25 protein-coding genes, 1 tRNA gene and 2 pseudogenes are annotated in these 25249 nt (G+C 68.7%); 22 read left to right on the forward strand and 6 right to left on the reverse strand.

What is annotated here, in order from left to right:
- Positions 1–191: 191 nt before the first annotated feature.
- Positions 192–752, forward strand: coding sequence for a YqgE/AlgH family protein (locus OG609_RS25370; RefSeq protein ID WP_327274928.1), 561 nt, complete (start codon positions 192–194; stop codon positions 750–752).
- Between the two features lie 30 nt (positions 753–782).
- Positions 783–1070, forward strand: a complete 288-nt coding sequence (locus tag OG609_RS25375) for a DUF3039 domain-containing protein (RefSeq protein WP_327274929.1) — start codon at positions 783–785, stop codon at positions 1068–1070.
- 277 nt (positions 1071–1347) lie between these two features.
- On the opposite strand, the pseudogene OG609_RS25380 reads toward OG609_RS25375, so the two are convergent.
- Positions 1348–1518: pseudogene (locus tag OG609_RS25380) on the reverse strand (hypothetical protein); the annotation flags it as partial.
- A gap of 148 nt (positions 1519–1666) precedes the next feature.
- Here OG609_RS25380 and OG609_RS25385 point away from each other — a divergent pair.
- From OG609_RS25385 to OG609_RS25400, 4 genes are all read left to right on the forward strand, one after another.
- Positions 1667–3295, forward strand: a complete 1629-nt coding sequence (locus tag OG609_RS25385; RefSeq protein ID WP_327274930.1) for a beta-N-acetylhexosaminidase — start codon at positions 1667–1669, stop codon at positions 3293–3295.
- A 403-nt stretch (positions 3296–3698) separates the two neighbouring features.
- Positions 3699–4595 carry an FAD binding domain-containing protein gene (locus OG609_RS25390; protein WP_327274931.1) on the forward strand — a complete coding sequence of 299 codons (897 nt, stop codon included), beginning with the start codon at positions 3699–3701 and terminating at the stop codon, positions 4593–4595.
- Entirely contained in the window at positions 4592–6322 is a 1731-nt protein-coding gene (locus tag OG609_RS25395) for a 2Fe-2S iron-sulfur cluster-binding protein (protein WP_327274932.1), read from the forward strand. Before OG609_RS25390 ends, OG609_RS25395 begins: the two co-directional genes overlap by 4 nt.
- Positions 6319–8655 (forward strand): xanthine dehydrogenase family protein molybdopterin-binding subunit, encoded by a 2337-nt coding sequence (locus OG609_RS25400; RefSeq protein WP_327274933.1) that lies wholly within the window; start codon positions 6319–6321, stop codon positions 8653–8655. Before OG609_RS25395 ends, OG609_RS25400 begins: the two co-directional genes overlap by 4 nt.
- Before the next feature lie 192 nt (positions 8656–8847).
- Here OG609_RS25400 and OG609_RS25405 read toward each other — a convergent pair whose 3' ends face one another.
- Positions 8848–9864, reverse strand: coding sequence for a proline racemase family protein (locus tag OG609_RS25405; RefSeq protein ID WP_327274934.1), 1017 nt, complete (start codon positions 9862–9864; stop codon positions 8848–8850).
- A gap of 190 nt (positions 9865–10054) precedes the next feature.
- Positions 10055–10504, reverse strand: coding sequence for a hypothetical protein (locus tag OG609_RS25410; protein ID WP_327274935.1), 450 nt, complete (start codon positions 10502–10504; stop codon positions 10055–10057).
- Between OG609_RS25410 and OG609_RS25415 the strand changes: the two are divergent.
- The 9 genes and pseudogenes from OG609_RS25415 to OG609_RS25455 form a co-directional block, all read left to right on the forward strand.
- A pseudogene (locus OG609_RS25415) lies at positions 10422–10901 on the forward strand (molybdopterin cofactor-binding domain-containing protein); the annotation flags it as partial. The gene OG609_RS25410 and the pseudogene OG609_RS25415 overlap by 83 nt on opposite strands.
- A 217-nt stretch (positions 10902–11118) precedes the next feature.
- Positions 11119–11595 (forward strand): hypothetical protein, encoded by a 477-nt coding sequence (locus OG609_RS25420; protein ID WP_327274936.1) that lies wholly within the window; start codon positions 11119–11121, stop codon positions 11593–11595.
- Positions 11596–11643: 48 nt separating this feature from the next.
- Positions 11644–13053, forward strand: coding sequence for a WXG100 family type VII secretion target (locus OG609_RS25425; RefSeq protein ID WP_327274937.1), 1410 nt, complete (start codon positions 11644–11646; stop codon positions 13051–13053).
- Positions 13054–13211: 158 nt separating this feature from the next.
- A complete protein-coding gene (gene mycP, locus OG609_RS25430; protein WP_327278182.1) occupies positions 13212–14483 on the forward strand; it encodes a type VII secretion-associated serine protease mycosin in 1272 nt (423 codons plus the stop codon).
- 216 nt (positions 14484–14699) lie between these two features.
- On the forward strand, positions 14700–15104 hold the full coding sequence (locus OG609_RS25435) for a hypothetical protein (RefSeq protein ID WP_327274938.1): 405 nt from the start codon (positions 14700–14702) through the stop codon (positions 15102–15104).
- A 3-nt stretch (positions 15105–15107) separates the two neighbouring features.
- Positions 15108–16829, forward strand: a complete 1722-nt coding sequence (locus tag OG609_RS25440) for an alpha/beta hydrolase (RefSeq protein WP_327274939.1) — start codon at positions 15108–15110, stop codon at positions 16827–16829.
- A 5-nt stretch (positions 16830–16834) separates the two neighbouring features.
- A complete protein-coding gene (locus OG609_RS25445) occupies positions 16835–17449 on the forward strand; it encodes a hypothetical protein (RefSeq protein ID WP_327274940.1) in 615 nt (204 codons plus the stop codon).
- 157 nt (positions 17450–17606) lie between these two features.
- Positions 17607–18701: a hypothetical protein gene (locus OG609_RS25450; RefSeq protein ID WP_327274941.1), complete on the forward strand. Its 1095-nt coding sequence runs from the start codon at positions 17607–17609 to the stop codon at positions 18699–18701.
- A gap of 14 nt (positions 18702–18715) precedes the next feature.
- Positions 18716–19438 (forward strand): hypothetical protein, encoded by a 723-nt coding sequence (locus tag OG609_RS25455; protein ID WP_327274942.1) that lies wholly within the window; start codon positions 18716–18718, stop codon positions 19436–19438.
- Positions 19439–19465: 27 nt separating this feature from the next.
- Here OG609_RS25455 and OG609_RS25460 read toward each other — a convergent pair whose 3' ends face one another.
- Complete coding sequence (locus OG609_RS25460; protein WP_327274943.1) at positions 19466–19873, reverse strand: hypothetical protein; 408 nt, start codon at positions 19871–19873, stop codon at positions 19466–19468.
- 123 nt (positions 19874–19996) lie between these two features.
- On the opposite strand from OG609_RS25460, the gene OG609_RS25465 reads away from it, so the two are divergent.
- The 3 genes from OG609_RS25465 (at position 19997) to OG609_RS25475 (ending at position 21149) form a co-directional block, all read left to right on the forward strand.
- Positions 19997–20773 carry a helix-turn-helix domain-containing protein gene (locus OG609_RS25465; RefSeq protein ID WP_327274944.1) on the forward strand — a complete coding sequence of 259 codons (777 nt, stop codon included), beginning with the start codon at positions 19997–19999 and terminating at the stop codon, positions 20771–20773.
- The gene (locus OG609_RS25470; protein WP_327274945.1) at positions 20770–20958 is read left to right on the forward strand and encodes a DUF397 domain-containing protein; all 189 of its coding nucleotides are present in this window, start codon (positions 20770–20772) and stop codon (positions 20956–20958) included. The genes OG609_RS25465 and OG609_RS25470 overlap by 4 nt, the downstream gene beginning before the upstream one ends.
- Positions 20959–21020: 62 nt before the next feature.
- Positions 21021–21149, forward strand: coding sequence for a hypothetical protein (locus OG609_RS25475; RefSeq protein ID WP_385652095.1), 129 nt, complete (start codon positions 21021–21023; stop codon positions 21147–21149).
- Positions 21150–21232: 83 nt separating this feature from the next.
- Here the strand turns inward: OG609_RS25475 and OG609_RS25480 are convergent, their stop codons facing one another.
- Entirely contained in the window at positions 21233–21763 is a 531-nt protein-coding gene (locus OG609_RS25480) for a hypothetical protein (protein WP_327274946.1), read from the reverse strand.
- 282 nt (positions 21764–22045) lie between these two features.
- Between OG609_RS25480 and OG609_RS25485 the strand changes: the two genes are divergently transcribed.
- Positions 22046–22561 carry a DUF1269 domain-containing protein gene (locus tag OG609_RS25485; RefSeq protein ID WP_327274947.1) on the forward strand — a complete coding sequence of 172 codons (516 nt, stop codon included), beginning with the start codon at positions 22046–22048 and terminating at the stop codon, positions 22559–22561.
- A gap of 285 nt (positions 22562–22846) precedes the next feature.
- Here OG609_RS25485 and OG609_RS25490 read toward each other — a convergent pair.
- Positions 22847–22921, reverse strand: a tRNA-Cys gene (locus OG609_RS25490).
- A gap of 185 nt (positions 22922–23106) precedes the next feature.
- On the opposite strand from OG609_RS25490, the gene OG609_RS25495 reads away from it, so the two are divergent.
- The 3 genes from OG609_RS25495 to OG609_RS25505 are packed head-to-tail and all read left to right on the forward strand — an operon-like array spanning position 23107 to position 25216.
- On the forward strand, positions 23107–24582 hold the full coding sequence (locus OG609_RS25495) for an MFS transporter (RefSeq protein WP_327274948.1): 1476 nt from the start codon (positions 23107–23109) through the stop codon (positions 24580–24582).
- A 47-nt stretch (positions 24583–24629) separates the two neighbouring features.
- On the forward strand, positions 24630–24830 hold the full coding sequence (locus OG609_RS25500; protein ID WP_327274949.1) for a ribbon-helix-helix protein, CopG family: 201 nt from the start codon (positions 24630–24632) through the stop codon (positions 24828–24830).
- Positions 24827–25216, forward strand: coding sequence for a type II toxin-antitoxin system death-on-curing family toxin (locus tag OG609_RS25505; RefSeq protein ID WP_327274950.1), 390 nt, complete (start codon positions 24827–24829; stop codon positions 25214–25216). Before OG609_RS25500 ends, OG609_RS25505 begins: the two co-directional genes overlap by 4 nt.
- The last annotated feature ends 33 nt before the right edge of the window (positions 25217–25249 follow it).

The following is a 25249-nucleotide window of genomic DNA, read 5'->3' on the forward strand; positions in this document are numbered from 1 at the left end:
TGTGCGAACGTCATGAATTCGCCACAACACGCTCTGCTCCCCGACTCTTGCGGAGGGTTACCGTCCGCAACGCCCTCCGGGCGGTGCGCTCCGCATGCATCCGTGCGCCCTGAGCTGCGCCCGGTCCCCCTCGGTGACCGGGCGGCCCACTTGGTCCCCGTGGAGAGCGAAGATGCGGGATCATTTCTGCCATGACCGAGGTGTCCTCGCTCACAGGGCGACTGCTCGTGGCCACACCCGCGCTCGCGGACCCGAATTTCGACCGCGCGGTGGTGCTGCTCCTCGACCACGACGAGGAGGGCTCACTCGGCGTGGTCCTGAACCGCCCGACCCCGGTCGGCGTCTGCGACATCCTCACGTCCTGGGCCGGCCTGACCGGCGAGCCCGACGTCGTGTTCCAGGGCGGCCCGGTCTCGCTCGACTCGGCGCTCGGTGTGGCCGTCATCCCCGGTGACGAGGGCCCGCTCGGCTGGCGCCGGGTGTACGGGGCGATCGGCCTGGTGGACCTGGAGGCCCCACCGGAGCTGCTGGCCGCGGCGCTCGGCTCGCTACGGATCTTCGCCGGGTACGCCGGCTGGGGCCCCGGACAGCTGGAGACGGAACTCACCGAGGGGGCCTGGTACGTCGTCGAGTCCGAGCCCGGAGACGTCTCCTCCCCACGCCCCGAACACCTCTGGCGGGCGGTCCTGCGCCGCCAGCGGAGCGAACTGGCGATGATCGCCACCTACCCGGACGACCCTTCGCTGAACTGATGGTCCCGGCCTTCAGTACCCTTGGGGTCCATGAGCACTCTTGAGCCCGAGCGCGGGGCAGGTACGGGCACCCTCGTAGAGCCGACGCCGCAGGTGTCGAACGGCGACGGCGACCACGAGCGCTACGCCCATTACGTCCAGAAGGACAAGATCATGGCGAGTGCCCTGGAGGGCACCCCCGTGGTCGCACTCTGCGGCAAGGTCTGGGTACCGGGTCGCGACCCGAAGAAGTATCCGGTCTGTCCCATGTGCAAGGAGATCTACGAGTCCATGGGTGCCGGTGGCGACAAGGGCAAGGGCGGCAAGGACAAGGATTGACGATCCTCTCCCGGCTCTGAAGCCGGGAGATTCCCTTTGACCACCCGAAAGTGGCCGGTTGGGTTTCACGCGTCCGCCTCCGCCGGAGGGCGGGACTCGGCACCAAGGGCGCCTGCGCGTGCTGTTGTTGACCGAGCCACCCTCCCCATAGCCCGAAGGGCATGGGAGGTGCCCCCCCTGGCGGGCTCGGTCTCGATCTCGACCGGGGCGTTGTGGTCAGGTCGTCCTCATGCCCGCAGTGCACGCACGCGAACAGTCGGCCGCAGTCCTTGCGGGACTGCGGATCCGTCCGGCCGCAGGCCGCGCAGGTCTGCGAGGTGTGAAACGGCGGCACCGGTCGCCGCAGCTCGGAGCCGTACAAGCGGCATTTGCCCGCTCGAGGCGGCTCCTCCCGCCGCCTGCGCCAGAAGTGCTTCACCTCCAGCCCGAAGGGCTGAGAACTGCGCATGAATCATCGGTAGCGGGTGCCGCTCCTCGCCGGTTGACGGGCGAAGGCCCCGGCGCGTGTATCGGCGCTGATCGGGGACCGCTGCGCGCACTCGTCCGAACAACCAGCCTCACCCGGATGGCACAAGTTCATCTGAGACGCTGAACCCATGGATCTGATCCCCGCGCCCGTCGCCGTCGAAGTCCTGGCCCCCGATGGTTTCCTGCTGGACCGGAGCACCACGCTTTACGCGGCGCCCGGCACAGAGACCACGGAGCGCTGGCTGCGTTCCATGGTTGGTCCCGCCCTCGGTCTGCAGCTGGCGCCGGGAGATGAAGGGGCCAAGAATTCGGTCGCGCTGCACATCGACGACGCTCTGGAGCCCGAGGCGTACAGGCTTGGTGTGGTCCGGAACCGAGGCATCGAGATCCGCGGCGGCAGCGCGGCGGGGGTTTTCTGGGGCGCCCAGACCCTGCGTCAGCTCCTTGGCCCCGACGCTTTCCGCCGCGCGCCTGTCCACTCCAACAAGAAGTGGGTCATTCCCTTCACGGACATCGAGGACAGCCCCCGCTTCCCCTGGCGCGGCATGATGCTCGACGTGGCCCGGCACTTCCTGCCCAAGGACGACGTCCTGCGCTACCTCGACCTCCTTGCCGCGCACAAGCTGAACGTCTTTCACTTCCATCTCACCGATGACCAGGGCTGGCGCATCGAGATCAAGCGCTACCCACGCCTCACCGAGGTCGGCTCCTGGCGGTCCCGTACCAAGCACGGTCACCGGGCCTCCGAACTGTGGGACGAGACCCCGCACGGCGGCTACTACACGCAGGACGACATCCGCGAGATCGTGGCGTACGCCGCCGAGCGGCATATCCGTGTCGTCCCCGAGATCGACATCCCGGGCCACTCGCAGGCGGCCATCGCCGCGTACCCCGAACTGGGCAACACCGACGTCATCGACACCACTACCCTCTCCGTCTGGGACACCTGGGGCATCAACCCGAACGTACTCGCCCCCACTGACAACACCCTGCGCTTCTTCGAGGGCGTCCTCGAAGAGGTCCTCGACCTTTTCCCCGCCGCCACCTCGCCGTTCATCCACATCGGCGGCGACGAGTGCCGCAAGGACCAGTGGAAGGAGTCCCCGGCCGCCCAGGCCCGGATCGAGGAGTTCGGCCTGGCCAATGAGGACGAGCTGCAGTCCTGGGTCATCCGGCACTTCGACACCTGGCTCACCGCACGCGGACGCCGGCTCATCGGCTGGGACGAAATCCTCGAAGGCGGCCTCCCGGCGGGCGCCGCCGTGTCGTCCTGGCGGGGTTACGGAGGAGGCATCGCCGCCGCCGAGGCCGGCCACGACGTGGTGATGTGCCCGGAGCAGTACGTGTACCTGGACCACCGTCAGGACGGCGGCGCCGACGAGCCGATGCCCATCGGCTTCATCCGTACCCTGGAGGACGTCTACCGCTTCGAACCCGTACCTCCGGGCCTTTCCGAGGAGGCGGCCCGTCATATCCTCGGCACCCAGGCCAATGTCTGGACCGAGGTCATGCAGAACCGGGCCCGCGTCGACTACCAGGTCTTCCCGCGCCTCGCGGCGTTCGCGGAGGTCGCCTGGTCGCCCCTGCCCGCCTCCGCCGAACGGGACTTCGCCGAATTCGAACGCCGAATGACCACGCACTATGCCCGACTTGACGCGCTCGGCGTCGATTACCGGCCGCCCACCGGCCCGTTGCCCCGGCAGCGGCGCCCGGGCGTCCTCGGCCGCCCCCTTGAGGGACCGCCCCCGAACGTGTGATCCCGGTCGCGCTCCGGGTCCGGCCGTCACCCTCCCCGGGAGTGTGACGGCCGGCGGTCGTTCCCCCGTAACGCATCGCAGCCGGAACGGAATACCGGAACGCGTCCCGTGGGCACGGAGTAGCCGGAACGCGCCCCCGCCGGACCGGAACGCGCCCCCGCCGGACCGGAACAGCCGGAACGGAACAAGCCGTACAAGGCTCGCCGAAGAGTGGCAATTCGCACTCTGTGCCGAAGCGGGGCGAATCGGGACCATCTCCCTGGTCGGGGACGGATACGCCCTTCGCGGACCCTCGCGTCGGGCCGGTCGGAAGATGTGCCAGAGTTGCCACGTCCAGGCTTTGAGCACGTACCGTACGGCGAAACAAGCCGGACAGCCGGGACACCGGGAAGGGGCAGCTGGGTTGACCACGCACGCACCGCAGGCGACGCAGTCCGTGACGCTGCCGGCCTCGCTCGACGAGGCCGTGGCGGCGCTGGGCGCCATGCCCGCCGCCGTTCCCGTGGCAGGCGGTACAGACCTGATGTCGGCCGTCAACAAGGGGCTGCTGCGCCCCTCGGGGCTGGTCGGCCTCGGCCGGATCAGCGAGCTCCGCGGCTGGCACTACCAGGACGGCCACGCGCTGCTCGGCGCCGGACTCACCCACGCACGCATGGGGCGGCCCGACTTCGCCGCTCTCATCCCCGCCCTGGCCGCGTCCGCGCGCGCCGCGGGCCCGCCCCAGATCCGTAACGCCGGAACGCTCGGCGGCAACATCGCCACCGCCGCGCCGACCGGTGACGCCCTGCCGGTGCTCGCCGCGCTGGAGGCCGAGCTCGTCATCGCGGGCCCCGGCGGCGCCCGCCGCGAGATCCCGGTCTCGCACCTGCTGGCCGGCCGCGACATGCTCGAACCCGCCGAACTGATCGGCTTCGTCCGGGTACCGCTGCTGCACGCCCCCCAGATCTTCCTGAAGGCCACCGGCCGCACCGGTCCCGGCCGCGCCACCGCATCCGTCGCGATCGTCCTCGACCCGGCCCGGCGCGGAGTGCGCTGCGCGGTCGGCGCCATCGCGCCGATGCCGCTGCGGCCGCTGGAGGCCGAGCGCTGGATCGCCTCACTGATCGACTGGGACGGCGAACGGGGCCTGGCCCCCGATGCGCTGGCCGCCTTCGGCGAGTACGTCGCCGCGGCCTGCATCCCGGACCAGGCACCGCCCGCCGACGGGGGAGAGGTGCCACCGCTGCCCCCCGCCGTACTGCATCTGCGGCGAACCGTCGCCGCGCTGGCCCGACGAGCGCTGGGGAGGGCACTGTCGTGAGCAACGAGGACTACAACAATCAGCACGCGCAGCGGGAGCAGCCGCAGCACGGGGGCTGGCAGCCGACGCCGCAGGGCGGCGAGTACGACGCCGAGGCGACGGCCTTCGTCCACCTGCCGCCGGAGGACCTGGCGGACATCCCGCTGGCCGCGCCCGGCCATGGCTACGTACCGCCGATGATCCTGCCGCTGACCCCCGCGGCCGGGCTCGACCCGGCGGCCACGGGCAGCTGGGTCATGCAGACGCAGAGCCAGCAGGAGCGGGGTACGGGAGCGGAGCAGCCGGCATCCGACGCGGTGCACTGGCCGGACCCGAACCAGCAGCAGCCGCAGTACGGGTACGAGTATCCGCAGCAGGAGCAGTACCAGGAGACGCCGGCCGCGACGGGCCAGTGGAACTTCACCGAGTCCGCCGAGTCCGCCGAGTCCGCCGAGTCCACCGAGTTCGGCGAGTTCGGCGGTTACGCGGACCACAGTGGTCAGGCCGGTCACGCCGCTTCGGCCGACCACAGCGGTCAGCCCGGGCACAGTGGGCATGCCGACCCGGCCGGCCACAGCGGGCAGTGGACGATTCCGGTCGCCGACGGCGACCTCCCCGAGGATTCCGGCGAGTTCGCGGCGTCGGCTCCGGCCTCCCAGTGGTACGCGGACCGCACACCGCCGGCCACGCTGCCGGGCGGTGCGCCCGCACCGTGGGCGACACAGCAGCCGGTCGCGGGGCCCGAGCCCGAGCCCGCGGTGGAGCAGCCGGCACCCGGAGCGGACGTTGAGCCGGAGCACGCGCCGGGAGCCGATTCCGCGCCTGCGGTGGAGCCGTCCGCGTACGAAGACAGCACCCTCCAGGCCCCGGAGGCAGCACGGAGGACGGCTGCCGAGGACGTACCCGGGCCCATTGCCGGAGACACCCCCGCTCTCGGGGTGGACCTCGCGCAGGTCCCGACCTCCGACACCGCCCCGACCCCCGACACCGCTCCGGCGGCCGACACCCCGGCCGAGCACCCGGTGGAGGCCACGCCCGAGCACCACCCAGCAGAGTTGCCGGCCGACACGGCACTCCGCTCCGAGCCCGACACGGCCCCGGACGCACCACCACTGGACGCCCCGCCGGAAGCCTCACCACTGCCCAGCGAGCACCCCGCCGCCTCCTACGTCCTGCATGTGAACGGCGCCGACCGCCCCGTCACCGACGCCTGGATCGGAGAGTCGCTCCTCTACGTGCTCCGCGAGCGCCTCGGCCTCGCCGGTGCCAAGGACGGCTGCTCGCAGGGCGAGTGCGGCGCCTGCAACGTCCAGGTGGACGGCCGTCTGGTCGCATCCTGCCTGGTCCCCGCGGCGACCGCGGCCGGCAGCGAGGTCCGAACGGTCGAGGGCCTGGCCGTGGACGGCGAGCCGTCGGACGTCCAGCGCGCCCTCGCCAAGTGCGGTGCCGTCCAGTGCGGCTTCTGCATCCCCGGCATGGCCATGACCGTCCACGACCTGCTGGAGGGCAACCACGCCCCCAGCGAACTGGAGACGCGTCAAGCGCTCTGCGGCAACCTCTGCCGCTGCTCCGGCTACCGGGGCGTCCTCGACGCCGTGAACGAGGTCATCGCGGGCCGCGAGGCGATCAACGACCCCGTCTCGTCGGACTCCTCGTCCCCGGAGTCCGACGAGGCCCGCATCCCGCACCAGGCGGCCCCCGGCGCGGGTAGTGTTCAGCCGCACCTGCAGGACGGAGGCATGGCGTGAGCAACGACGCAGCCACCGCTGCCAACGCGACCAGCACACGGATCACCACCCCGTCGATCGAGGGCCCCGACACCGAGCCGCCCGCACTCGGCCTCGGCGTCTCCCTCCCGCCCGCCGACGCGCGTGCCAAGACCGAGGGCACCTTCCCGTACGCCGCCGACCTCTGGGCCGAGGGCCTGCTGTGGGCGGCCGTTCTCCGCTCCCCGCACCCGCACGCCCGCATCCTGTCCATCGACACCTCGGCCGCCGTCGAGATGCCGGGCGTACGGGCCGTCGTCACGCACGAGGACGTACCCGGCGAGAGTGCGTACGGGCGCAGGGTCGTCGACCGCCCGGTCTTCGCCTCCGACCTGGTGCGCCACCACGGCGAGCCGATCGCCGCGGTCGCCGCCGACCACCCCGACACGGCCCGCCTCGCCGCCGCGGCCATCGCCGTCGAGTACGAGGCCCTCGAACCGGTCACCGACCCGGAGAAGGCATTCGCCGCCGAACCGCTGCACCCCGACGGCAATCTGATCCGCCACATCCCGCTGAGCTACGGCGACCCGGATGTCACCGGCGAAGTCGTCGTCGAGGGCCTGTACCGCATCGGCCGTCAGGACCCGGCCCCGATCGGCGCCGAGGCCGGACTCGCCGTGCCCCGCCCCGACGGCGGTGTGGAGATCTACACCGCCTCAACCGACCCGCACACCGACCGCGATCTCGCCGCCGCCTGCTTCGGCCTCGAACCGGACCGGGTGAAGCTCGTCGTCACCGGCGTCCCCGGCGCGACCGGCGACCGCGAGGACCCCGGCTTCCAGCTCCCACTCGGACTGCTCGCCCTACGCACCGGCTGCCCGGTCAAACTGGCAGCCACCCGCGAGGAGTCCTTCCTCGGCCACGCCCACCGCCACCCGACGCTGCTCCGCTACCGCCACCACGCGGACGCCGAGGGCCGGCTGGTGAAGGTCGAGGCACAGATCCTGCTCGACGCGGGCGCGTACGCCGATGCCTCGTCCGAGTCGCTGGCCGCGGCGGTCGCGTTCGCCTGCGGTCCGTACGTCGTCCCGCACGCCTTCATCGAGGGCTGGGCGGTCCGTACGAACAACCCGCCGTCGGGCCATGTACGCGGCGAGGGCGCGATGCAGGTCTGCGCGGCGTACGAGGGCCAGATGGACAAGCTGGCCGCCAAGCTGGGCATCGACCCGGCCGAGCTGCGCCTGCGCAATGCCCTGTCCACCGGCGACATCCTCCCCACCGGCCAGACGGTGACCTGCCCGGCACCGGTAGCCGAACTACTGCAATCCGTAAGGGACTTCCCCCTCCCCGCTCTCCCCAAGGACGCCCCGGAGGACGACTGGCTGCTCCCCGGCGGCCCGGAGGGCGCGGGCGAGCCCGGTGCGGTGCGCCGAGGGGTCGGCTATGCGCTGGGCATGGTCCACATGCTCGGAGCGGAGGGCGCCGACGAGGTCTCCACGGCCACGGTCAGGGTCCACGACGGCATCGCGACGGTCATCTGCGCCGCCGTCGAGACGGGCCAGGGCTTCTCGACCCTCGCCCGTCAGGTGGTCCAGGAAACCCTCGGCATCGAAGAGGTGCACGTAGCGTCCGTCGACACCGACCAGCCCCCGGCGGGCCCGGCGACGCACGGCCGCCACACCTGGGTCTCGGCAGGAGCGGTGGAACGCGCCGCCAAGATGGTCCGCACACAGCTTCTCCAGCCCCTGGCCCACAAGTTCGGCATGTCCACGGAGCTGCTGCAGATCTCCGGCGGCAAGATCACCTCGTACGACGGGGTGCTGTCCACGACGGTCGCGGACGAGATGCACGGCAAGGAACTCTGGGCCACCGCCCAGTGCCGCCCCCACCCGACCGAGCCCCTGGACGAGTCGGGCCAGGGCGACGCCTTCGTCGGCCTCGCCTTCTGCGCGATCCGCGCGGTGGTGGACGTCGACATCGAACTCGGCTCCGTCCGGGTCGTGGAGATGGCGGTCGCCCAGGACGTCGGCCGGGTCCTCAACCCGTCCCAGCTGGCGACCCGTATCGAGGCGGGCATCACCCAGGGCATCGGCGCCGCCCTCACCGAGAACCTCCGCAGCGCCCGAGGCCTGATCCGCCACCCCGACCTCACCGGCTACGCGCTGCCGACCTCCCTGGACGCACCGGACATTCGCATTGTCAAACTCATCGAAGAACGCGACGTGGTCGCCCCCTTCGGAGCCAAGCCCGCTTCCGCTATCCCCGTGGTGACCTCCCCCGCAGCAGTGGCCGCAGCAGTACGAGCCGCCACCGGCCGCCCGATCAACCGTCTCCCCATCAGGCCCCAGGCGGCGGTGGCAGCGCCCAAGTTCTGAGCCCTGTACGGATGGCGTGATCCGGGTTGCGGGTGCGCCCCGGAGACCGCATCGGTTCCGGTGCCGTCTCCGGGCGCTGCCGCCACCGAGGCGAATTCCATATCTCCCTCGGAGAATGCCGAGGACACGCGGCCTCCCTGCGGCCGACTCCAGCGCCTAACTGCCATAGGGCGCTGACATTGTGACTCTCTCTCAACGAAGCACGAAACCCGGCACCATGTCGTCGTCGGGGTCGACGACGAACCGGTGCTCGCCGGTTTGGTAGGCCCGGCCGGTGACCACCGGCACCACGGCCTCCCGGCCTGCCTCGTGCGTGGTCCTTTGCACCCGCGCAAGCCAGGTCGCCCCGGTGATCGAGCTGTGCGCGAGCACTTGGCCGGGCTTGAGCCGGCCGGTGGAATGCAACGCGGCAACCCGCGAGCAGGTGCCCGACCCGCAGGGCGAACGGTCGACCTCACCGTCGGCGAACACGGTGACATTGCGCTGCCGCAGGCTGCCGTCCGGGCCGATTCCCTGGTCGTCGATATAGATGACGCCGTAGATGCCGCTCAGCCTGTCGTCGAGCGGGTGACAGGCGAAGGCGGTGGGGTTGAGGAAGCTCTTGATTTCGCGGCTCAGCTCGATCAGCGCGGCAAGCGAGGCCACGCTCACGTCGAGGCCGACCGCTGCGGCCGGGACGTGAGCATAAATCGCGCCGCCGAAGCTGATCCCGCACCGGACCTCCCCGCGCGAGGTCGGGACCGCCACCTCGTCGTGCAGGACGTAGCTGGCAACACTGACGAAGTCGATGCTGACGACCCGGTCGCCGTCGGTGGCCACATGGGCGCGGACCCGCCCCGAGGGCACGTCGATCACCACCTCCGTGACCCCGCTGGGATCGATCGGAACCCGGCCGCTACGCACCGCCCACGCGCCAAGAGCGATGGTGCCGTGACCGCAGGCGGTCGAAAAACCGTCCTTGTGCCAGAAGAGCACACCGAAATGGGCCCCCGCGTCGTCGGGCGGAACAATGAACCCGCCATACATGTCGGCGTGGCCGCGGGGCTCGGAGCACAGCAGGGCGCGCAGCCCGTCGATCCCGGGATCGGAGATCGCGCTCACACGCTTGTCCGCCACGGTGTCGCCCGCGATCCCGGGCACGTCGGTGACGATCCGGAACGGCTCACCGCCGGCGTGATAGTCGACGGTGCGGATGTCGGTGATGGTCATGGTGGGGTCCGATCCTGATACGGGGCAGCGGGGCGGGCCGTCAGGCCATGGGCACAGAGGGGTTCAGCCGGCGCGGCAAAGGTCTCCTCGATCGACCGTGCGGACACCCGGCACCTCCCGAGCCGGCCTCATTGCCCGCGAGTGAATCATGTGACATTGCACAGCGCAATGGCGCATCCGGGTGCCCGCCTCAGCCCTCCTCCGGGGCCAACTGCGCCATCACCAGCCCGTACAGCAGCTTCACGTCCACGAACTCCCCTTCCTTCGGCGCCTCGCACCGCCAGCTCAGCGGGTAGGTGTTGCCGTCCGGTGCGGGGACTCCCGCGTACTGGTCACAGGCGGGCGGTCCGAAGCACCTGGCGCCCGGCGGCCAGTCGTACTCCTTGCTCGATCCGGGCGGTATCAGGAAGTACGTCCACCGGCTGCCCGCGATCTCCCGTACGACCGGGCCGGGTTCGCCTTCGGTGAGCGTCCCGAGGTGCTGCGGCACCACCTCGTCCCGCACGCCTTCATCGAGGGCTGGGCGGTCCGTACGAACAACCCGCCGTCGGGCCATCGAGTCCCTGGACGAGTCGGGCCAGGGCGATGCCTTCGTCGGCCTCGCCTTCTGCGCGATCCGCGCGGTGGTGGACGTCGACATCGAACCCGGCTCCGTCCGGGTCGTGGAGATGGCGATCGCCCAGGACGTCGGCCGGGTCCTCAACCCGTCCCAGCTGGCGACCCGTATCGAGGCAGGCATCACCCAGGGCATCGGCGCCGCCCTCACCGAGAACCTTCGCGCCGCCCGAGGCCTGATCCGCCACCCCGACCTCACCGGCTACGCGCTGCCGACCTCCCTGGACGCACCGGACATTCGCATTGTCAAACTCATCGAAGAACGTGACGTAGTGGCCCCTTTCGGCGCCAAGCGGGCCTCGGCGAGCCCCGTGGTCACCTCCCCCGCAGCAGTGGCCGCAGCAGTACGAGCCGCCACCGGCCGCCCGATCAACCGCCTCCCCATCAGGCCCCAGGCGGCGGTGGCAGCGCCCAAGTCCTGAGCCCTGTGCGGATGGCGTGATCCGGGTTGCGGGTGCAACCCGGAGCTGCGCGCTGTCGCCGCTGCTGGCTAGGGTGAGCCCTGAAGCTGAAGCTGAAGCTGAAGCTGAAGCTGAAGCAGAAGCGGTAATCGGCTGTTGCTAAACGGGGGAGAGCGCTATGGGGCAGAGCGATCCGGGGGCGGAGTCTTCGGCGTATCCATTGGCTGTCATGGGAGGCATGGGTGCCATCGGTGCGGTGGCACCGCAGGCCGTTGGTGATCTGGTCACCGAGCTGTCGTCGTTCACGAAGTTCCGCGACCGCATCGACGAGCTCCTGCGCAACCTCAAGGCGTCGCCTGCGGACGCGAAGAAGCTGAGCGAAGTCGCCATCGGTAAGACTCAGTTCGGCGACCCTGCGTGGGCAGAGGCATCCGGCTTGTACGCCTCGTACCAGAAGGTCGTCACGGAGCTGGAAACCCTCTCGAAGCTGCTGTCGGATTCCATAGAAGGTTTGGGCATCGCAGTCCTGGCGGCGCACAAGGGCTACGAGAACCTGGACGACGACATCCGTGACCGCATGCTCGCCATCAAGTGGGGCGCGGAGAAGCACTATGAGGGTGAGTACAACCCGGTTCCGAACGAGGGCAAGCAGGACGGTGGGCAGTCGGCGACGACTCCCCAGCCTTCGCCGACGAAGGAGACCGGAGCCGCGTGACGGCGATGAAGATCACCTAGCGATCGCTGGTATGAACGGGGGAGCGGGATGAGTACGACATCGTTCGAGGGCATGTCCCACGTGCAGTTGGTTGCGTGGTTGGACCAAGCCAACAGCGAGGCCGTCAAAGCTGTGGCCGACCACTTGGCGACCGCGGCGACGGAGATCGACAAGATCGGTGAGGAACTGAAGATCCGTCCGCAGATCGTGGAATGGAAGGGGCAGGGTGCGGAGTCGTTCCGTACCTGGAGCGCGGACCTGGCCAACGCGACGCTGCGTCTCGGTCTCTACAGCAAAGGGGCATCGACGCAGCTGAGCCACGCGGCTGACGCGATCGCCCTGGCCAAGGCGGCGACACCGCGTCCCCAGGGGGATCCGGAGGTGACGATGAAGGCTGCTCTCCAGAACCACAACGATCCGGATGCCACGGCTCTGGTGCGGAAGCTGACCGAGGAGCGGGAGGCGGCGGCTGCGGAGATGAGGAAGCTCTCCCAGACGTACTCCCAGTCGGTCGAGGGCTTCGGCAAGCTGGAGAAGCCCGAGTTTCCGCCGCCTCCGCAGGTGATCGCGCCGGAGGACACACGGGCCAAGCGGAGCGACACCAATGAACGCATCTCCGGCGGGGGGTCGGCGGGGGGAGTTGCCGGTGTCTATGCCGGAAGCTCCTCGACGCCTGTGGGCGGTCACGGAGCGGTGGGCGGCGTGACCACGCCGTCGTCCACGTACGCGAGCGTGACGGCACCGGTCGCCAGTGTGGTGCGGCCGCCGGTGGACATGGAGATCGACAGTGTTGAGACGCTGCCGACGACGGCTCCGTCAAAGCCTGTGCCGGGTCCGTCCGTAACTCCCGGGCCGGGCAAGCCCGATGCATTCCTCACTACGCCTGCTGTTCTGCCGCCCGTCATTGGTGGAGGGCCTCAGCCGACGAACACCGGCGGGAGGACGACTGGGATCCCCCGTCCACCGATGCCTCCGGGTAACGGGAATACGGGCGCGAGTCCGGTCGGTCGCCCGTCCCGAGATGGTGGGATCGTCGGTGGCCGTCCGGCCTCGCAGACGTCCGGGCGGCCTGGGGGAGGTCTTCCTCGTGGCACCGTGATCGGTGGCGAGGGCACACACGCCGGCCGTGGAGCGATGGGGCGCGGCGCGGGAATGAGCGGAGTCGGGAGCGGTGGCCAGAGCGGAATCGTGGGTGGCCGCCGACTTGCCGGGGAGACCGGGGGCACGGTGGGAGGTCGTCCGCAGCAGCCAGGGCGGACATCTGCACGCCCGTTCACTCCTGGAGGCACCGGTCTGGTGCGGGGCGCGGGCGGTCAGATGGGGCGCGGCGGAGCGGCAACCCCTCAGCGTGCCGGGGAGCCGCGCCGTGACGAACGTGAGCGGCTGGACTATCTCGTCGAGGACGAGGAGACGTGGCAGCAGGGCAGCCGACGGGTTGTCCCACCAGTGATCGACTGAGCAGCAGGAAAACAGACAGAGGGAATTGGATGCGTACCAGCAGTGCAGCGGTCATCCGTCGTGGAACCGTCGTATCCGCGGTAGCGGCGTCGCTACTGGTGGGCGCCAGCCCTGTGTCCGCGGATTCTGTTCGTGCGAGGCAGTGGCATCTGGACGTGATGCAGGCCGATCAGATGTGGGCGTCGAGTACGGGAGAAAACGTTACCGTCGCCGTTATTGATTCAGGTGTCGATGCGTCAACCCCTGATCTCCGAGGGCGTGTACTCAAAGGGAAAGACCTGGCGGCAGACTCTCCGGGCGATGAGCACGCCGATTACGACAATCACGGGACCGGGATGGCTGGCCTCATCGCCGGGACAGGCGATTCCGGCGGCGGGGGCGGTGCCTTTGGGATAGCGCCTTCGAGTAAAATTCTCCCCATTCGCGTAAGGGATAACTTCGGAAAAGTCAATGGGGCGACAGGGGATGAAAATTTCAACGACGACGTGTCTGCAGGGATTCGTTTTGCGGCTGACAACGGCGCCAAAGTAATTAATATCTCTCTCGGTAACAATGTGGGATCGCAACGTCTCACGGATGCCGTGAAGTACGCCCTGGGTAAGGGATCTCTCGTTTTCGCAGCCGCAGGGAACAGCGCTGACGAGGGAAACGCGATCGAGTACCCGGCCGGAACTCCTGGCGTCGTCGGCGTGGGGGCGGTCGGGAAGGATCTTAAGAGGGCCAAGTCCTCTCAGTATGGTCCACAGGTCGATCTGTCCGCCCCGGGCGTGGACATGGTCCACACCTGCAGTGGGGGTACTCAGCTGTGCAAGAGCAGCGGTACCAGCGATGCCACCGCCATCACCTCCGCATCCGCCGCCCTGATCTGGTCCAAGCACCCCCACTGGACGAACAACCAGGTCCTGCGCGTCATGCTCAACACGGCCGGCGGCCCGATCAGTGGCGACGAGCGCACGGACTACATCGGCTACGGGATCGTCCGCCCCCGCATCGCCCTGAAGACCCCGGGCGACCCCGGCCCGGCCGACGTGTACCCGCTCCCCGATCTCGCGGCGGCCGAGAGCCCCAGCCCCTCCGCCGAGCCTTCCAAGGCGACCGGAAGTTCAAAGGACACTGACAAGCCCGCCGCAGCAGCCCCGGCATCCGACGACACCAGCAGCAAGACCGGCCTCTGGATCGGCCTAGGCATCGGCGGAGCCGCGCTCATCGGCGCAGTGGTCACCGCTCTGGCTATCCGCTCCCGCCGCCGTGGGTCCGCCGCCGCAGCCGCACCGCCCGCGTACCCGCACCAGCCTCCGCACCCCAACCCGTACCAGCAATCCCAGCATCAGCCTCAGCCCACGCGCCCGACCTATGCGCCCCCTCCGACCGCTACCCCCGGCTCCAACTCGCCCTACGACAGGCCTCCCTACGATGAAATGCCGAACTGAAACACCATTCTGATACCTCCGCGTGCCGTGCGGTGCAGAGCTTGTTGTGTACGGCACGGCGCCACGGCAAGGCTAGGTCGGCACCTGCTGCGGACCAGCAGCATCACAAGATCACGCGACTTCGCGACCGCCCTCCCCGGCCTTGAGTACGCGTACTCAAGGCCAGGGAAGAACCGGTGGTTAGCCTACGGATGACCAGCGACCGAGGGGGAACGCATGTCCACACCGATCGGCAGTGCGACGCAAGGGTTCTGGATCGAACCGCAAGAGGTGCAGAAGGCGGGTGAGGCCGCTCGCAAGGTCGCCCAGGACATACCGGAAGACATTAAAGCCCTGTTCATGCCGACGGACGCGGCTGTAGCCGGGCTGGTCGGTTTCCAGTCCGCCCAGGCGATTGACGATTGCCTGGAGGCGTGGGCGAAGGCGCTGCGTTCATTGGCAGGCATGGTGGGAGGCGCGGCGGACGCGGTGATTGACTCCAGTAAAAGTTTCACGCACGAGGACCAGGAGCGTCGGAAGTCGTTCCTCGGCCCCTACGCTCCAGGCGTCAGCACCCCGGGTCTCTACTATTCGCACACCTCGGGGCTCACCGTCCCGCCGTCGGTGAACGGAGGACACTGACGCATGCGAGTCTCGGAGCTTCGTGATGCCAAGCCACTCCTGCTGACCGACGCCGGCGACGCCTGGGACAGGCTGGCAGAAAAGTTCACCACCCATGCCGGCGACTTCGGCAAGTATCTGCACCGCCCCCTCAGCCAGGATGGGGTCTGGGGCGGGGTCGCCGCCGAGTCCGCCGCCGACCGACTCGCCCGGATACAACGAGACGTGAACGTTGCCAAGCAGGAACTCGACGCGGTGGGCACCGTGCTGAGGGCGTGTGGTGAGGAGTTCGCCGCCCAGCAGGGCCGATTCGTGGCCGCCGTCGCAGATGCCACGGAAAGTGGCTACAAAGTCGCCGACGACGGTACGGTCACCGCTCCGACTGCCGACACCAGTCACATGATGCCCGGTGATGTCGCGATGATGAATCGAGACCACGCCGCTCGCGCCCAGGAGTACGCCGACCGGATTGGTGATGCCCTGAGCGCGGCACGGACAGCCGACAAGGAGTACGCGGCGGCGATCAAGCTCTTCACCGAGGCGGCCAACCGGTGCGCCAAAGGTAACTGGAGCGCCGGCCTGCTGGAGTTGGCGACCGCGAACGAGCTCAATCGTGAGCTGCTGTCCGAGCTCGGCATGCCGGACAAGAATGCTTCACCCGAGGCCGTACAGGCGTGGTGGGCAGGACTCTCGCCCAGCCTCCAGGCCGAGCTGATCCACGACTACCCAGAGCAGATCGGCAACCGAGACGGAGTGCCTGCGGCCGACCGCGACCGGGCCAACCGGACCTACCTGCCGATGCTGTTGAGCAGTCTGGAGGCGGACTACGCGTCGGCGACCGGGGATGAGGCGACCGCTCTCAAGGACAAGATCGATGGTGTGAAGGGCATCCAGCAGCAACTGGACCGGGGGCGCGAGCCCCGCCCGTATCTGCTCGGCATCGGCTCGGAAGGTAACGGCCGCGCCATCGTGTCGTTCGGCAATCCGGACAGCTCGAAGAACGTCTCCGCGTATGTGCCAGGCTTGAACACCAAGCTGAGCGGACACTTCGCTTCATCGGACGTGGACCGGGCCTGGAATGTGGCACACGCTGCGAACAAAATGTACCCGGACACCACGACCGCCTCCGTCGTCTGGCTCGGCTATGACGCACCCCAGTTGGACGGTTTCAAGTGGTCGGCCACCGACGTTATGGACGACGACGACGCCAAGGCCGGCGCCCCGGCCTACGACAGCTTCTTGAACGGCATTCGGGCCACCCATGAGTCCGGATCACCGCATGTGACGGCCATTGGTCACTCATACGGATCCTTGACCGTGGGCCAGGCCACCCAGCAGCCCGACGGAATCCCCGCCGACGACGTGGTCCTCGTCGGCAGCCCCGGCGTCGGCGTCGACAAGGCCGCCGACCTCGGCGTGGGCGCCGACCACGTCTACATTGGAGCGGCGGAGAACGACCAGGTGACCAACCTGCCCACGCCCAACCTTCTGGAGTACGTCGCTCCGGGGAGCGAGTACGGCCCTAAGAAGAACTGGTTCGGCACTGACCCAGCCGACAACCATTTTGGTGGTCATCACTTCAGCGTCGCCCCCGGCGAGGACACCGGCCTCACGGGGCTCGCGACCGGAGACCTGCCCGCGCATTCGATCTACTTCGACCCGGTCGAGGGGGGCGATTCCCTGAACAACATCGCGAGCGTCGTGACTGGTCACGGTGACAAGATCCAGACGGCGGTACCGAGGTGACGCGCGTGAGCAGAACACGGCTGCTGGGGTGTGCGCTGCTGGTGGTGGCGCTCGCCGCCTGTGGAACCAGCGGTGGGCAAAACGGCACGGAGGGCCAGGGCAAGAAAGAACAGAAGGCACCCACGATGGACATGCAGCAGGCTGGGCAGCGCTCGGAAGCGATTCTCGACGGCACGCTGGTGGCCATCCGTCCGCCGGTGAAATGGGCCTACGGCGCCCCTGCGGAAGCGGCGTGCAGCACCGGTCTCAACGAGCCGACCGACACCACGACCGTCTCCCGCAGCAGGAACATCCTTACCGTGGTCTCCGAGCAGCGACGCGGCAACCTATTGGGACTCGTCCAGCGATACTGGGAACGGCAGGGCTTTCGGGTTGTCAGCGTCAACTCCGACAAGGACATGCCACGGATCCAGGCCAGGGATGCCGATGGATTCACCGTCTCCCTGGAAGTCGGCAGTATCGGCAACGTCTCCGTCAGTGCGGGACTCAGCTGTGCCGAGAACTCAGCGATGACCTATCCAACGGGGACACCTGGCCACCCCGGCGGGCCGAAGGCGGAGGAGCTGAGGCCGCGGGAGCATTCGGCCTTCTGGTCCTCCAGCGAGCCGATTCGGCAGTAGCTCGGGAACCGCAGAGGCGCACTGCGGGCGGAGAGGCCCGGCAGAGCTACGTGAGCGGGCGCCGGATAGTACGAGGCCCTGCGGTCCCGTACCTGATCACCGCATGTGGAACACCGATCCCCGTACGACCCGACGGAAGGAACCGGTAAGCAGCACCATGACAGCCCAGACGCGGAAGAAGAAGCCGGTACTTGTGGCGGCGATCGCCTTGGTCGTGGTGGCCGCGCTCGGCTCCTCGTACTGCTGGTGGAACACGAACCTTTTCGGCGCGGACTCGTTCTGCGGCGGCCGGATGGGAAGCGGGGAGGTGCAGGCCGCTCTGGACTCCACCGGCCGCGTGTCGCAGGTGTACGCGCAAGTCGATCCGCAGTGGGCCGAGTTCGAGTGCACGGTCGAGCGCACCAGTCGTTTCGTCGGAGGCGACGATCAGCAGGTGACGGTCGAGACGGACATCGAGAAAGGGGCGTTCCCCTTCACGACCCATGTCTGGAAGAACCCTGCCGCCCGGTCCTATTTCAGGGGCGGGGTGACCGGTGCCGTGTCGCAGGACGGCGGGTACGTCGTCCTGCCGAAATCCTGCTGGGACAAGGGCGGCGCCCTGCAGGGCAAGGGGATCGTACGTTTCGAGGACGGCGCGGTGGCGACTGTGGAGGCCGAGGTGAAGAAGGGGGCGGCGGACCCGGCCGGTCTGGCCAGGCTGCTGACCCGCTCGGCCCGGCAGGTCGCCGAAAAGGCCGGCTGCAGCACGCCGGCGCTCTCGGCCGCCCCTGATCTTGCCGCCCCGTCCGCCTCGCGGACGACAGATGTCCAGAACGTGTGTGGAGTGCGGGGCTTCGTGCTGCCGAAGGAGGCCGTGGTCGTCTCCCGGGCCGAACCGGACCGGGAGCAGGTGAACAACGGAAGTGCCGACACGTGGGCGTGTGACCTGCACCTGGCGGGCTCGGCCAAGGCGGCCGTGTCCTTTGCCGCGACGTCGGACAAAAATTTTGTTGAGGTGGCCAAGAAGGATATGTACGACTTGGAAAATCTCCCCGGTGACAAGGGGGTTGCTCGGATCGATGAGGCTGTTCTGCACTGTGGCAGTGGTGATGTGCACTTCGCCGCGAAGTGGAACACCGCGTACGACGAGGCCCTGCACGACAGCACCAATCACGACGGCCTCGCGTACATGAGGGTCGAGAAAGCCACGTTCCAGAACTTCCTCGACGCGACGGCCGCCGCCCACTCGTGTCCGCGCGTCACTCTCCCCTAGCAGAAGGACCGTTCGTGTCTTCCCCCTTGCGTACAGCAGCTGTGACCGCCCTGCTCCTGGCTGGGGCGGTCGCGTGTAGTGACAACTCCGATGAGGGAGCGTCCACTTCATCGTCCTCATCCACGTCGGCTGCCGCCGATGACGCGACCGGCGGTTCGGCCTCCGCGCGCATCGAGGCCGTGAACGAGACGATGCGCACCACGACCTTCAGCGCGATCGGGAACTCGACCGCGTATGACGGAGCCCTCCAGCGCATGACGTGGAACCCGCAGCAGGGTCTCCGCATCGAGATCAGTGGCACCATTGGCGGCAACATGTACTGCCAGGACGGCGTGACCTACATCAGTTCCAACCTGTTCGCCGCGAGCCTGAAGCAGCAGGGCCAGGAGATCACCGTCCCCGCCGACCTGGACGACACGTATGTCACCACGAAGTCGGGGCAGGGCTGCGACGCGTACTTCACTCTGTCCTCCACCGGACGCTATGCCCCGTCCGACGACGCCACGGTGAACGGCACCCCGGCGCGTGCCGTCAAGGTGTCCGCGTCGGCGTCCGCCACGGACACCCACTACGTCAGCGCCAAGGACCCGGCGTATCTGCTGAAGCTGAAGTCGACGCGCGACGGCCGCACCAGCAGCACGACTTACCTGGACTTCGGCAAGAAGAAGACCGTCACGCTCCCGAGCGCGGACAAGACCATGACTATGGACGCATTCCGCGCCAGGGTCGGCAGCTGACGGTCATTTTACCTACCCGCGCCCGCCTCACCCCTCCTCCGGCGCCAGCTGCGCCATCACCAGCCCGTACAGCAGCTCCACGTCCACGAACTCCCCTTCCCGTGGTGCCCCGCATCGCCAGCTCAGCGGGTACGTGTTGCCGTCCGGTGCGGGGATTCCCACGTACTGGTCACAGGCAGCCGGCCCGAAGCACCTGGCACCCGGCGGCCAGTCGTACTCCTTGCTCGAACCGGGCGGGATCAGGAAGTACGTCCACCGGGCGCCCGCGATCTCCCGTACGACCGGGCCCGGTTCGCCTTCGGTGAGCGTCCCGAGGTGCTGCAGTACTGCCTCGCCGCGTACGCCCCGCAGCCGGATGGCATCGAAATGGATGCCGGTCAGGTGGAGTTGGAAGCCGGCGGCGGGTACCCATTCGGGGCGTTTCTTGCTCGTCATGACCCCAAGCATCCCGACGGCTGCATAGCGTGACCAGGAGGACGCGGTCCACATCGATGGGATGTGGTGAGGGTGGTGGTGGCTGTGGGGACCAGTGGTGAGCCGTCGCAGGTGCGCAGGCTTGTGGGAGACCTGATTCGTATCCATCGGGTACGGGCCGGGCTCACGCAGAAGGACGCTGCGGACAAGTTGTTGATCTCGGAGTCGCTGATGGGGGCGGTCGAGCGGGCGGAGCGTATTCCGACGCTGGAACTGCTGGCTGACGCGGACCGGGTCTTTGACGCGGGCGGTGCGCTGAAGGCGTGCGTCGAGCTGATCGACGAGGAGAAGTACCCGGCGAAGTTCCTGGGCTGGGCGCGGCTGGAGCGCAAGGCGCGGGTCATCAGCGCATACGAGACGATGCTGATCCCGGGGCTGCTCCAGACGGAGGCGTACGCGTACGCCCTGTACCGGGCACGCAAACCCGCGTACACCGAGGACGAGATCGTCCGGCACGTCGAGGCGCGACTGGAACGGCAGGCGGTGCTGATGCGCACGCCACCGCCGTACGTCGGGTTCGTCATCGAGGAGTCGATCCTGGAGCGGACGCTCGGCGGCGCTGAGGTGTTGAAGGAGCAACTGCTGCATCTGCTGGAGTGCATGCGGCGGATGAACCACCTCACGGTGCAGGTGATGCCCTCGGATCAGCACACGCATGCGGGATTGATGGGGCCGATGCAGTTGATGTGTACGGCGGAAGGCCGCAATCTGGTGTACGTGGAGGCGCAGGGCGGCGGTAGGTTGATCTCGAAGCCCGAGCAGGTGGGCGATACGTTCGACCTATTCGGCATCCTGCGGGCCCAGGCGCTCAATCCCTGGAAGTCGGCGGAGATCATCGAAGCGAAGGCGAGGCAACTGTGACCACCGGTCCCGAGCTCTCCTGGTTCAAGTCCAGCTACAGCGGCAACGAGGGCGAGGCCTGCGTCGAGGTCGCCACCTGCCCCCACACCGTCCACGTCCGCGACTCCAAGGTCACCGACGGCCCGACCTTCGCCGTCGCCCCCGCCGCCTGGACCGCTTTCCTGGCGGGTGCCGTCGCAGGCTGAGCACGGCCGGGCGCGGCAAGAGCGGTTACGGGGCCGGCTGGACGGTCGAATCGCTGGACCGGGTGCTGCGGGAGGAGACGCCGCGGATCGGGCTCTGGCTGGACACGACCGGGCAGACCGTGGAGCACGCGGTCGACGAGGTCCTTGCGGGTCTTGAGCGGGCGCGGGTGGTGGGAGGGTTGGAGGGCTGAGGCGGCAAGAGGTTCGACCACCCGCTTCGCCTCCGCCGACGCGCGCATCGACCCCACCGGCCACGATCGCGGCGGCACCCCGGCTACTCCTCCTCCTCCTCGAAGTCCTCCTCCTCCTCGAAGTCGCCCAGCACGTCGGAGAGGTGCTGCTCGATGGGGTTGCCCAGCTCGTCTTCGGTGGAGAACAGTCCGTGCACGGCGCCCATCGGATAGATGGCCTCCTCCGTGTCCTCTCCGGGCGCCCCCACGCAGGGGTCGTCGATGACCCCTGACGGAGCCGCCTCCCCGAACAGGGATGGCAGTTCGGCGCCCTTCACGGCGAACGGCTCGAACTTCCACACCGCCCCCCGGGCGCGGCAAAGCACTTCCCCGATGTACCAGCATGCCCCTTGAAGGAATGCGTTGCGTCGCGCTGTGAGGCTCTCCGCGTCGCTGTCGTACTGGCTGCGGATGAGGTCTTCCAGTGGATCCAGGGACTGGGGGGAGAAGTCCCATGTCCCGGGGGTGCTGGTGGCCTCGGCCCAGTGCTCGAAGTTCTGGGCGCGTTCGGTCAGCCACGCCAGCAATTCGGGGTGGCTCTGCGGGGCGACGCCGTGGTCTGTGCGATCAGCCATGCCGTCCACTGTAGAGAGCCTCTCGGGCAGCGGGAGCGAACTGGCCGCCCTGTCACGCGAGTTGGTACGCCGCTCCTGAATTCCGGCTGCTCTACGGGAAGTTGGCAGAGCCCGACGGGGACATTGCCTCGGGTTGCTCGCTTTGCGTAGGGGAGAAGAGACGTGGGCCGGAACGGACCGCTGAAGCGGTTGGAGGGCCGATGCATTCGGACTTAATATCTTATTTAACTACAGTTCCTCTATGGTCGGTGCGGTAACGCACCACGAGGAGGAGTCAGCCGCATGAGCAATCTGTTCGTCATCGCCTACGACGATTTCGCCACCGCCGACCAGGTCCGGGACAAGCTGCTGTCCATGAACCGCGAGCACCTCGTCGAGCTGGAGGACGTCGTCGTCGTCGAACGGCGTGAGAAGGACGGCAAGATCAAGCTGCATCAGGCCGTCAACCACGTGGGTACCGGTGCCGCGGGTGGCGCGCTGTGGGGGAGCGTCATCGGGCTGCTCTTCCTCGTGCCGTTCCTCGGTGCCGCGGTGGGCGCAGCGGCCGGCGCCGCCGGAGGGTCCGCCGTCGACACCGGTGTCAACGACGACTTCATGAGGGAGCTCAGCACCAATCTCCGGCCCGGCGCCGCTGCCGTCTTCGTGCTCGTCAAGACGTCCGCTCGCGACAAGGTCATCCCCGAGATCGTCAAGTTCGGCGGTCAGCTCGTGCAGACCTCGCTCAGCAAGGAGGACGAGGTGCACCTGCGGGAGATGGTGAAGGAAGCGCTCAAGGAAGAGACGACGATCGCCTCCTGATCTCCGGACCATACGAGAGAAGGCGACTGCCCGCGCCGCGCGTGGGGTGGTCGCCTTTCGTACGCGGGCACCCGATGCAGATCAGGGTTCCCCGCGGAAGTACGCCGTCCTTGTCGAACTCGGCGAATCCAAGCCGGTACCCGAGGACGTCGCTGACCGCCGCAAAGCGCTGAAGGAATTCATCAACGGTTTCGCACCGTTCGCGTTCAAGGCCCAGGGCCATTCCTGAAAATGCCGACGCCCGCCCGGCGCGGCGTATGACGCGTGCTGGGCGGGCGTACTGCGTGGAGGCCGTGACCGGATTCGAACCGGTGTAACTCGAGTTGCAGTCGAGCCCCTGAACCACTCGGGCACACGGCCGTGTGTTCCTCGTTGTGGTTCGACCCTAGGGCCGGGTGTCCGCGCTGCTCAAGGGCGTGGGGCGGGCCGCAATGCGACTGCCATACCGCGTTCATGATCGGCTCGCGGTCCTACGACCAACGTACGAGCGGCGGACCATCTCGCGACAGGGGCCAAATAAGATCTTGCCCCTTACTCTTGGGCTCATGAGTGCCCTGGAACCACGAGACGCCGGTACCGATACCGGCACCGCCGTCGAAGCGGCGATACTGGTCCCGCCCGCCGAATCCGAAGGGATGCTCGGGCGGACCTATCGGGCGCTGAGCATCGGCATCGTCTCCGTCGTGTTCCTGATCGCCTTCGAGGCGACAGCCGTGGGGACCGCGATGCCGGTCGCCGCCCGTGAGCTGCACGGCATCCCGCTCTACGCGTTCGCGTTCTCCGCGTACTTCACCACCAGCCTGTTCGCCATGGTCCTCTCCGGGCAGTGGGCGGACCGGCGCGGGCCGCTGGCGCCGCTGGCCACTGGGATCAGTGCGTTCGGGGTGGGGCTGCTGCTGTCCGGTACAGCGGGCAGCATGTGGACGTTCATCGCCGGGCGGGCCGTCCAGGGGCTCGGCGGCGGGCTGGTGATCGTGGCGTTGTACGTGGTGATCAGCCGGGCCTACCCGGAGCGTCTGCGGCCGTCGATCATGGCCGCGTTCGCCGCGAGCTGGGTGATCCCGTCCGTCGTCGGGCCGCTCGCCGCAGGGAGTGTGACCGAGCACCTGGGGTGGCGGTGGGTCTTCGTCGGCATTCCCGTGCTGGTGGTGTTCCCGCTGGCGCTCGCGCTGCCCGCGATCCGGCGACGGGCCTCGGGGCCGGCCGATCCGGCGGCACCCGTCGAGCCGTACGACCGGCGCCGCATCGTGCTCGCGCTCGGGATCTCGGTCGGGGCCGGGCTGCTCCAGTACGCGGGGCAGGAGCGGAACTGGTTCGCGCTGCTTCCGGCCGTCGCGGGGGTTGCCCTGCTCGTCCCCGCCGTGCGCGGACTGCTGCCCCCGGGCACGGGCCGGGCGGCGCGCGGGCTGCCCTCGGTGGTGCTGCTGCGCGGGGTGGCGGCCGGGTCGTTCATCGCCGCCGAGTCGTTCGTACCGCTGATGCTGGTGACCCAGCGCGGGCTGAGCCCGACGATGGCCGGGCTCTCGCTCGCAGCCGGGGGCGGGACCTGGGCGCTCGGTTCGTACGTACAGTCCAGGCCGCGCCTTGAGCCGTACCGGGAGCGCCTGATGGTGGGCGGCATGGTGCTGGTCGCCGCGGCGATCGCGGCCGCGCCGTCCGTGCTGATCGACTGGGTGCCGGTCTGGACCGTGGCCGTGGCGTGGGCCTTCGGGTGCTTCGGCATGGGCATGGTGATCGCATCGACGAGCGTGCTGCTGCTGAAGCTGTCGGCGCCGGAGGAGGCGGGGGCGAACTCGGCTGCCCTCCAGATCTCCGACGGGCTGTCGAACGTCCTGCTCCTGGCGGCGGGCGGGGCTGCCTTCGCCGCGCTCGGCGGCGGTGCGATGGGGGCCGTGCACGGGGCGGCGGAGGCGGGGGCCTCCGGGTCTCATCCGGGGGCGTTCGCGGTGGTCTTCCTGCCGATGGCGGGGGTGGCGCTGGTGGGGGCGTGGGTGGCGGCGCGGGTGCGGACAAAGCCTTAGATGTCGCGTGGTACCACTTTGGCCCCACTCGATGGTACCGTTTTGGTATGGCTATGAACCTGCGTCTTCGTGACGATCAGACCGAGGCCCTCAAGCAGCGAGCGGAGCAGGAGGGGACCAGCATGCACGCCATACTGCTGCAGGCTGTGGACGACTACCTGGCCAGGACAGCTCAGCAGGCCATCGTCCGCAAGACGGCCAAGGAGCAGGCGGCCAAGTGGAGCGAGCTGATGGACCGGCTCAAGTGACCTGTGTCTATCTGACGTCCGAGGACATCCTCGTCATCGCCGAACATGCCTGCGCGGACATGCATGTCGTCGTGCGCGACGCCGGACTCCTCGAATCGGCGGCACACCGTCCCTCCGCAGCCATGTTCGGCGAGGAGGCGTACCCGGACCTGATCGACAAGGCTGCCGCGCTCCTGCAGTCCCTGGCGATCAACCATCCGCTCTTCGACGGCAACAAACGCACGGCCTGGTTGTCGTGCGTGACCTTCCTCGCGATGAACGGGATCGATCTTCGTCCGGACATCGATGCCGCGGAACGCCTGGTCATCGCTGTGGCCACGGGGGAGATGGACGAGGTGAAAGCCATCTCTCAGGGGCTGCGCGAGCTGGTCGTCGACGACGTGTGACAGCCATCGCAATTCCGTGCGGGGCGGCGTAGT

Source organism: Streptomyces sp. NBC_01224, assembly GCF_036002945.1.
GTDB lineage: Bacteria > Actinomycetota > Actinomycetes > Streptomycetales > Streptomycetaceae > Streptomyces.

Bases quoted from the DNA above. Each gene is read 5' to 3' on its own strand.
- OG609_RS25450 (WP_327274941.1), top strand. From the start codon at position 17,607: ATGACAGCCCAGACGCGGAAGAAGAAGCCGGTACTTGTGGCGGCGATC.
- OG609_RS25460 (WP_327274943.1), bottom strand. From the start codon at position 19,873: ATGACGAGCAAGAAACGCCCCGAATGGGTACCCGCCGCCGGCTTCCAA.
- OG609_RS25500 (WP_327274949.1), top strand. From the start codon at position 24,630: ATGGCTATGAACCTGCGTCTTCGTGACGATCAGACCGAGGCCCTCAAG.
- OG609_RS25435 (WP_327274938.1), top strand. From the start codon at position 14,700: ATGTCCACACCGATCGGCAGTGCGACGCAAGGGTTCTGGATCGAACCG.
- OG609_RS25420 (WP_327274936.1), top strand. From the start codon at position 11,119: ATGGGTGCCATCGGTGCGGTGGCACCGCAGGCCGTTGGTGATCTGGTC.
- OG609_RS25375 (WP_327274929.1), top strand. From the start codon at position 783: ATGAGCACTCTTGAGCCCGAGCGCGGGGCAGGTACGGGCACCCTCGTA.
- OG609_RS25425 (WP_327274937.1), top strand. From the start codon at position 11,644: ATGAGTACGACATCGTTCGAGGGCATGTCCCACGTGCAGTTGGTTGCG.
- OG609_RS25485 (WP_327274947.1), top strand. From the start codon at position 22,046: ATGAGCAATCTGTTCGTCATCGCCTACGACGATTTCGCCACCGCCGAC.
- OG609_RS25385 (WP_327274930.1), top strand. From the start codon at position 1,667: ATGGATCTGATCCCCGCGCCCGTCGCCGTCGAAGTCCTGGCCCCCGAT.
- OG609_RS25440 (WP_327274939.1), top strand. From the start codon at position 15,108: ATGCGAGTCTCGGAGCTTCGTGATGCCAAGCCACTCCTGCTGACCGAC.
- OG609_RS25405 (WP_327274934.1), bottom strand. From the start codon at position 9,864: ATGACCATCACCGACATCCGCACCGTCGACTATCACGCCGGCGGTGAG.
- OG609_RS25480 (WP_327274946.1), bottom strand. From the start codon at position 21,763: ATGGCTGATCGCACAGACCACGGCGTCGCCCCGCAGAGCCACCCCGAA.
- OG609_RS25370 (WP_327274928.1), top strand. From the start codon at position 192: ATGACCGAGGTGTCCTCGCTCACAGGGCGACTGCTCGTGGCCACACCC.
- OG609_RS25410 (WP_327274935.1), bottom strand. From the start codon at position 10,504: ATGTCGACGTCCACCACCGCGCGGATCGCGCAGAAGGCGAGGCCGACG.
- mycP (WP_327278182.1), top strand. From the start codon at position 13,212: ATGCAGGCCGATCAGATGTGGGCGTCGAGTACGGGAGAAAACGTTACC.
- OG609_RS25495 (WP_327274948.1), top strand. From the start codon at position 23,107: ATGAGTGCCCTGGAACCACGAGACGCCGGTACCGATACCGGCACCGCC.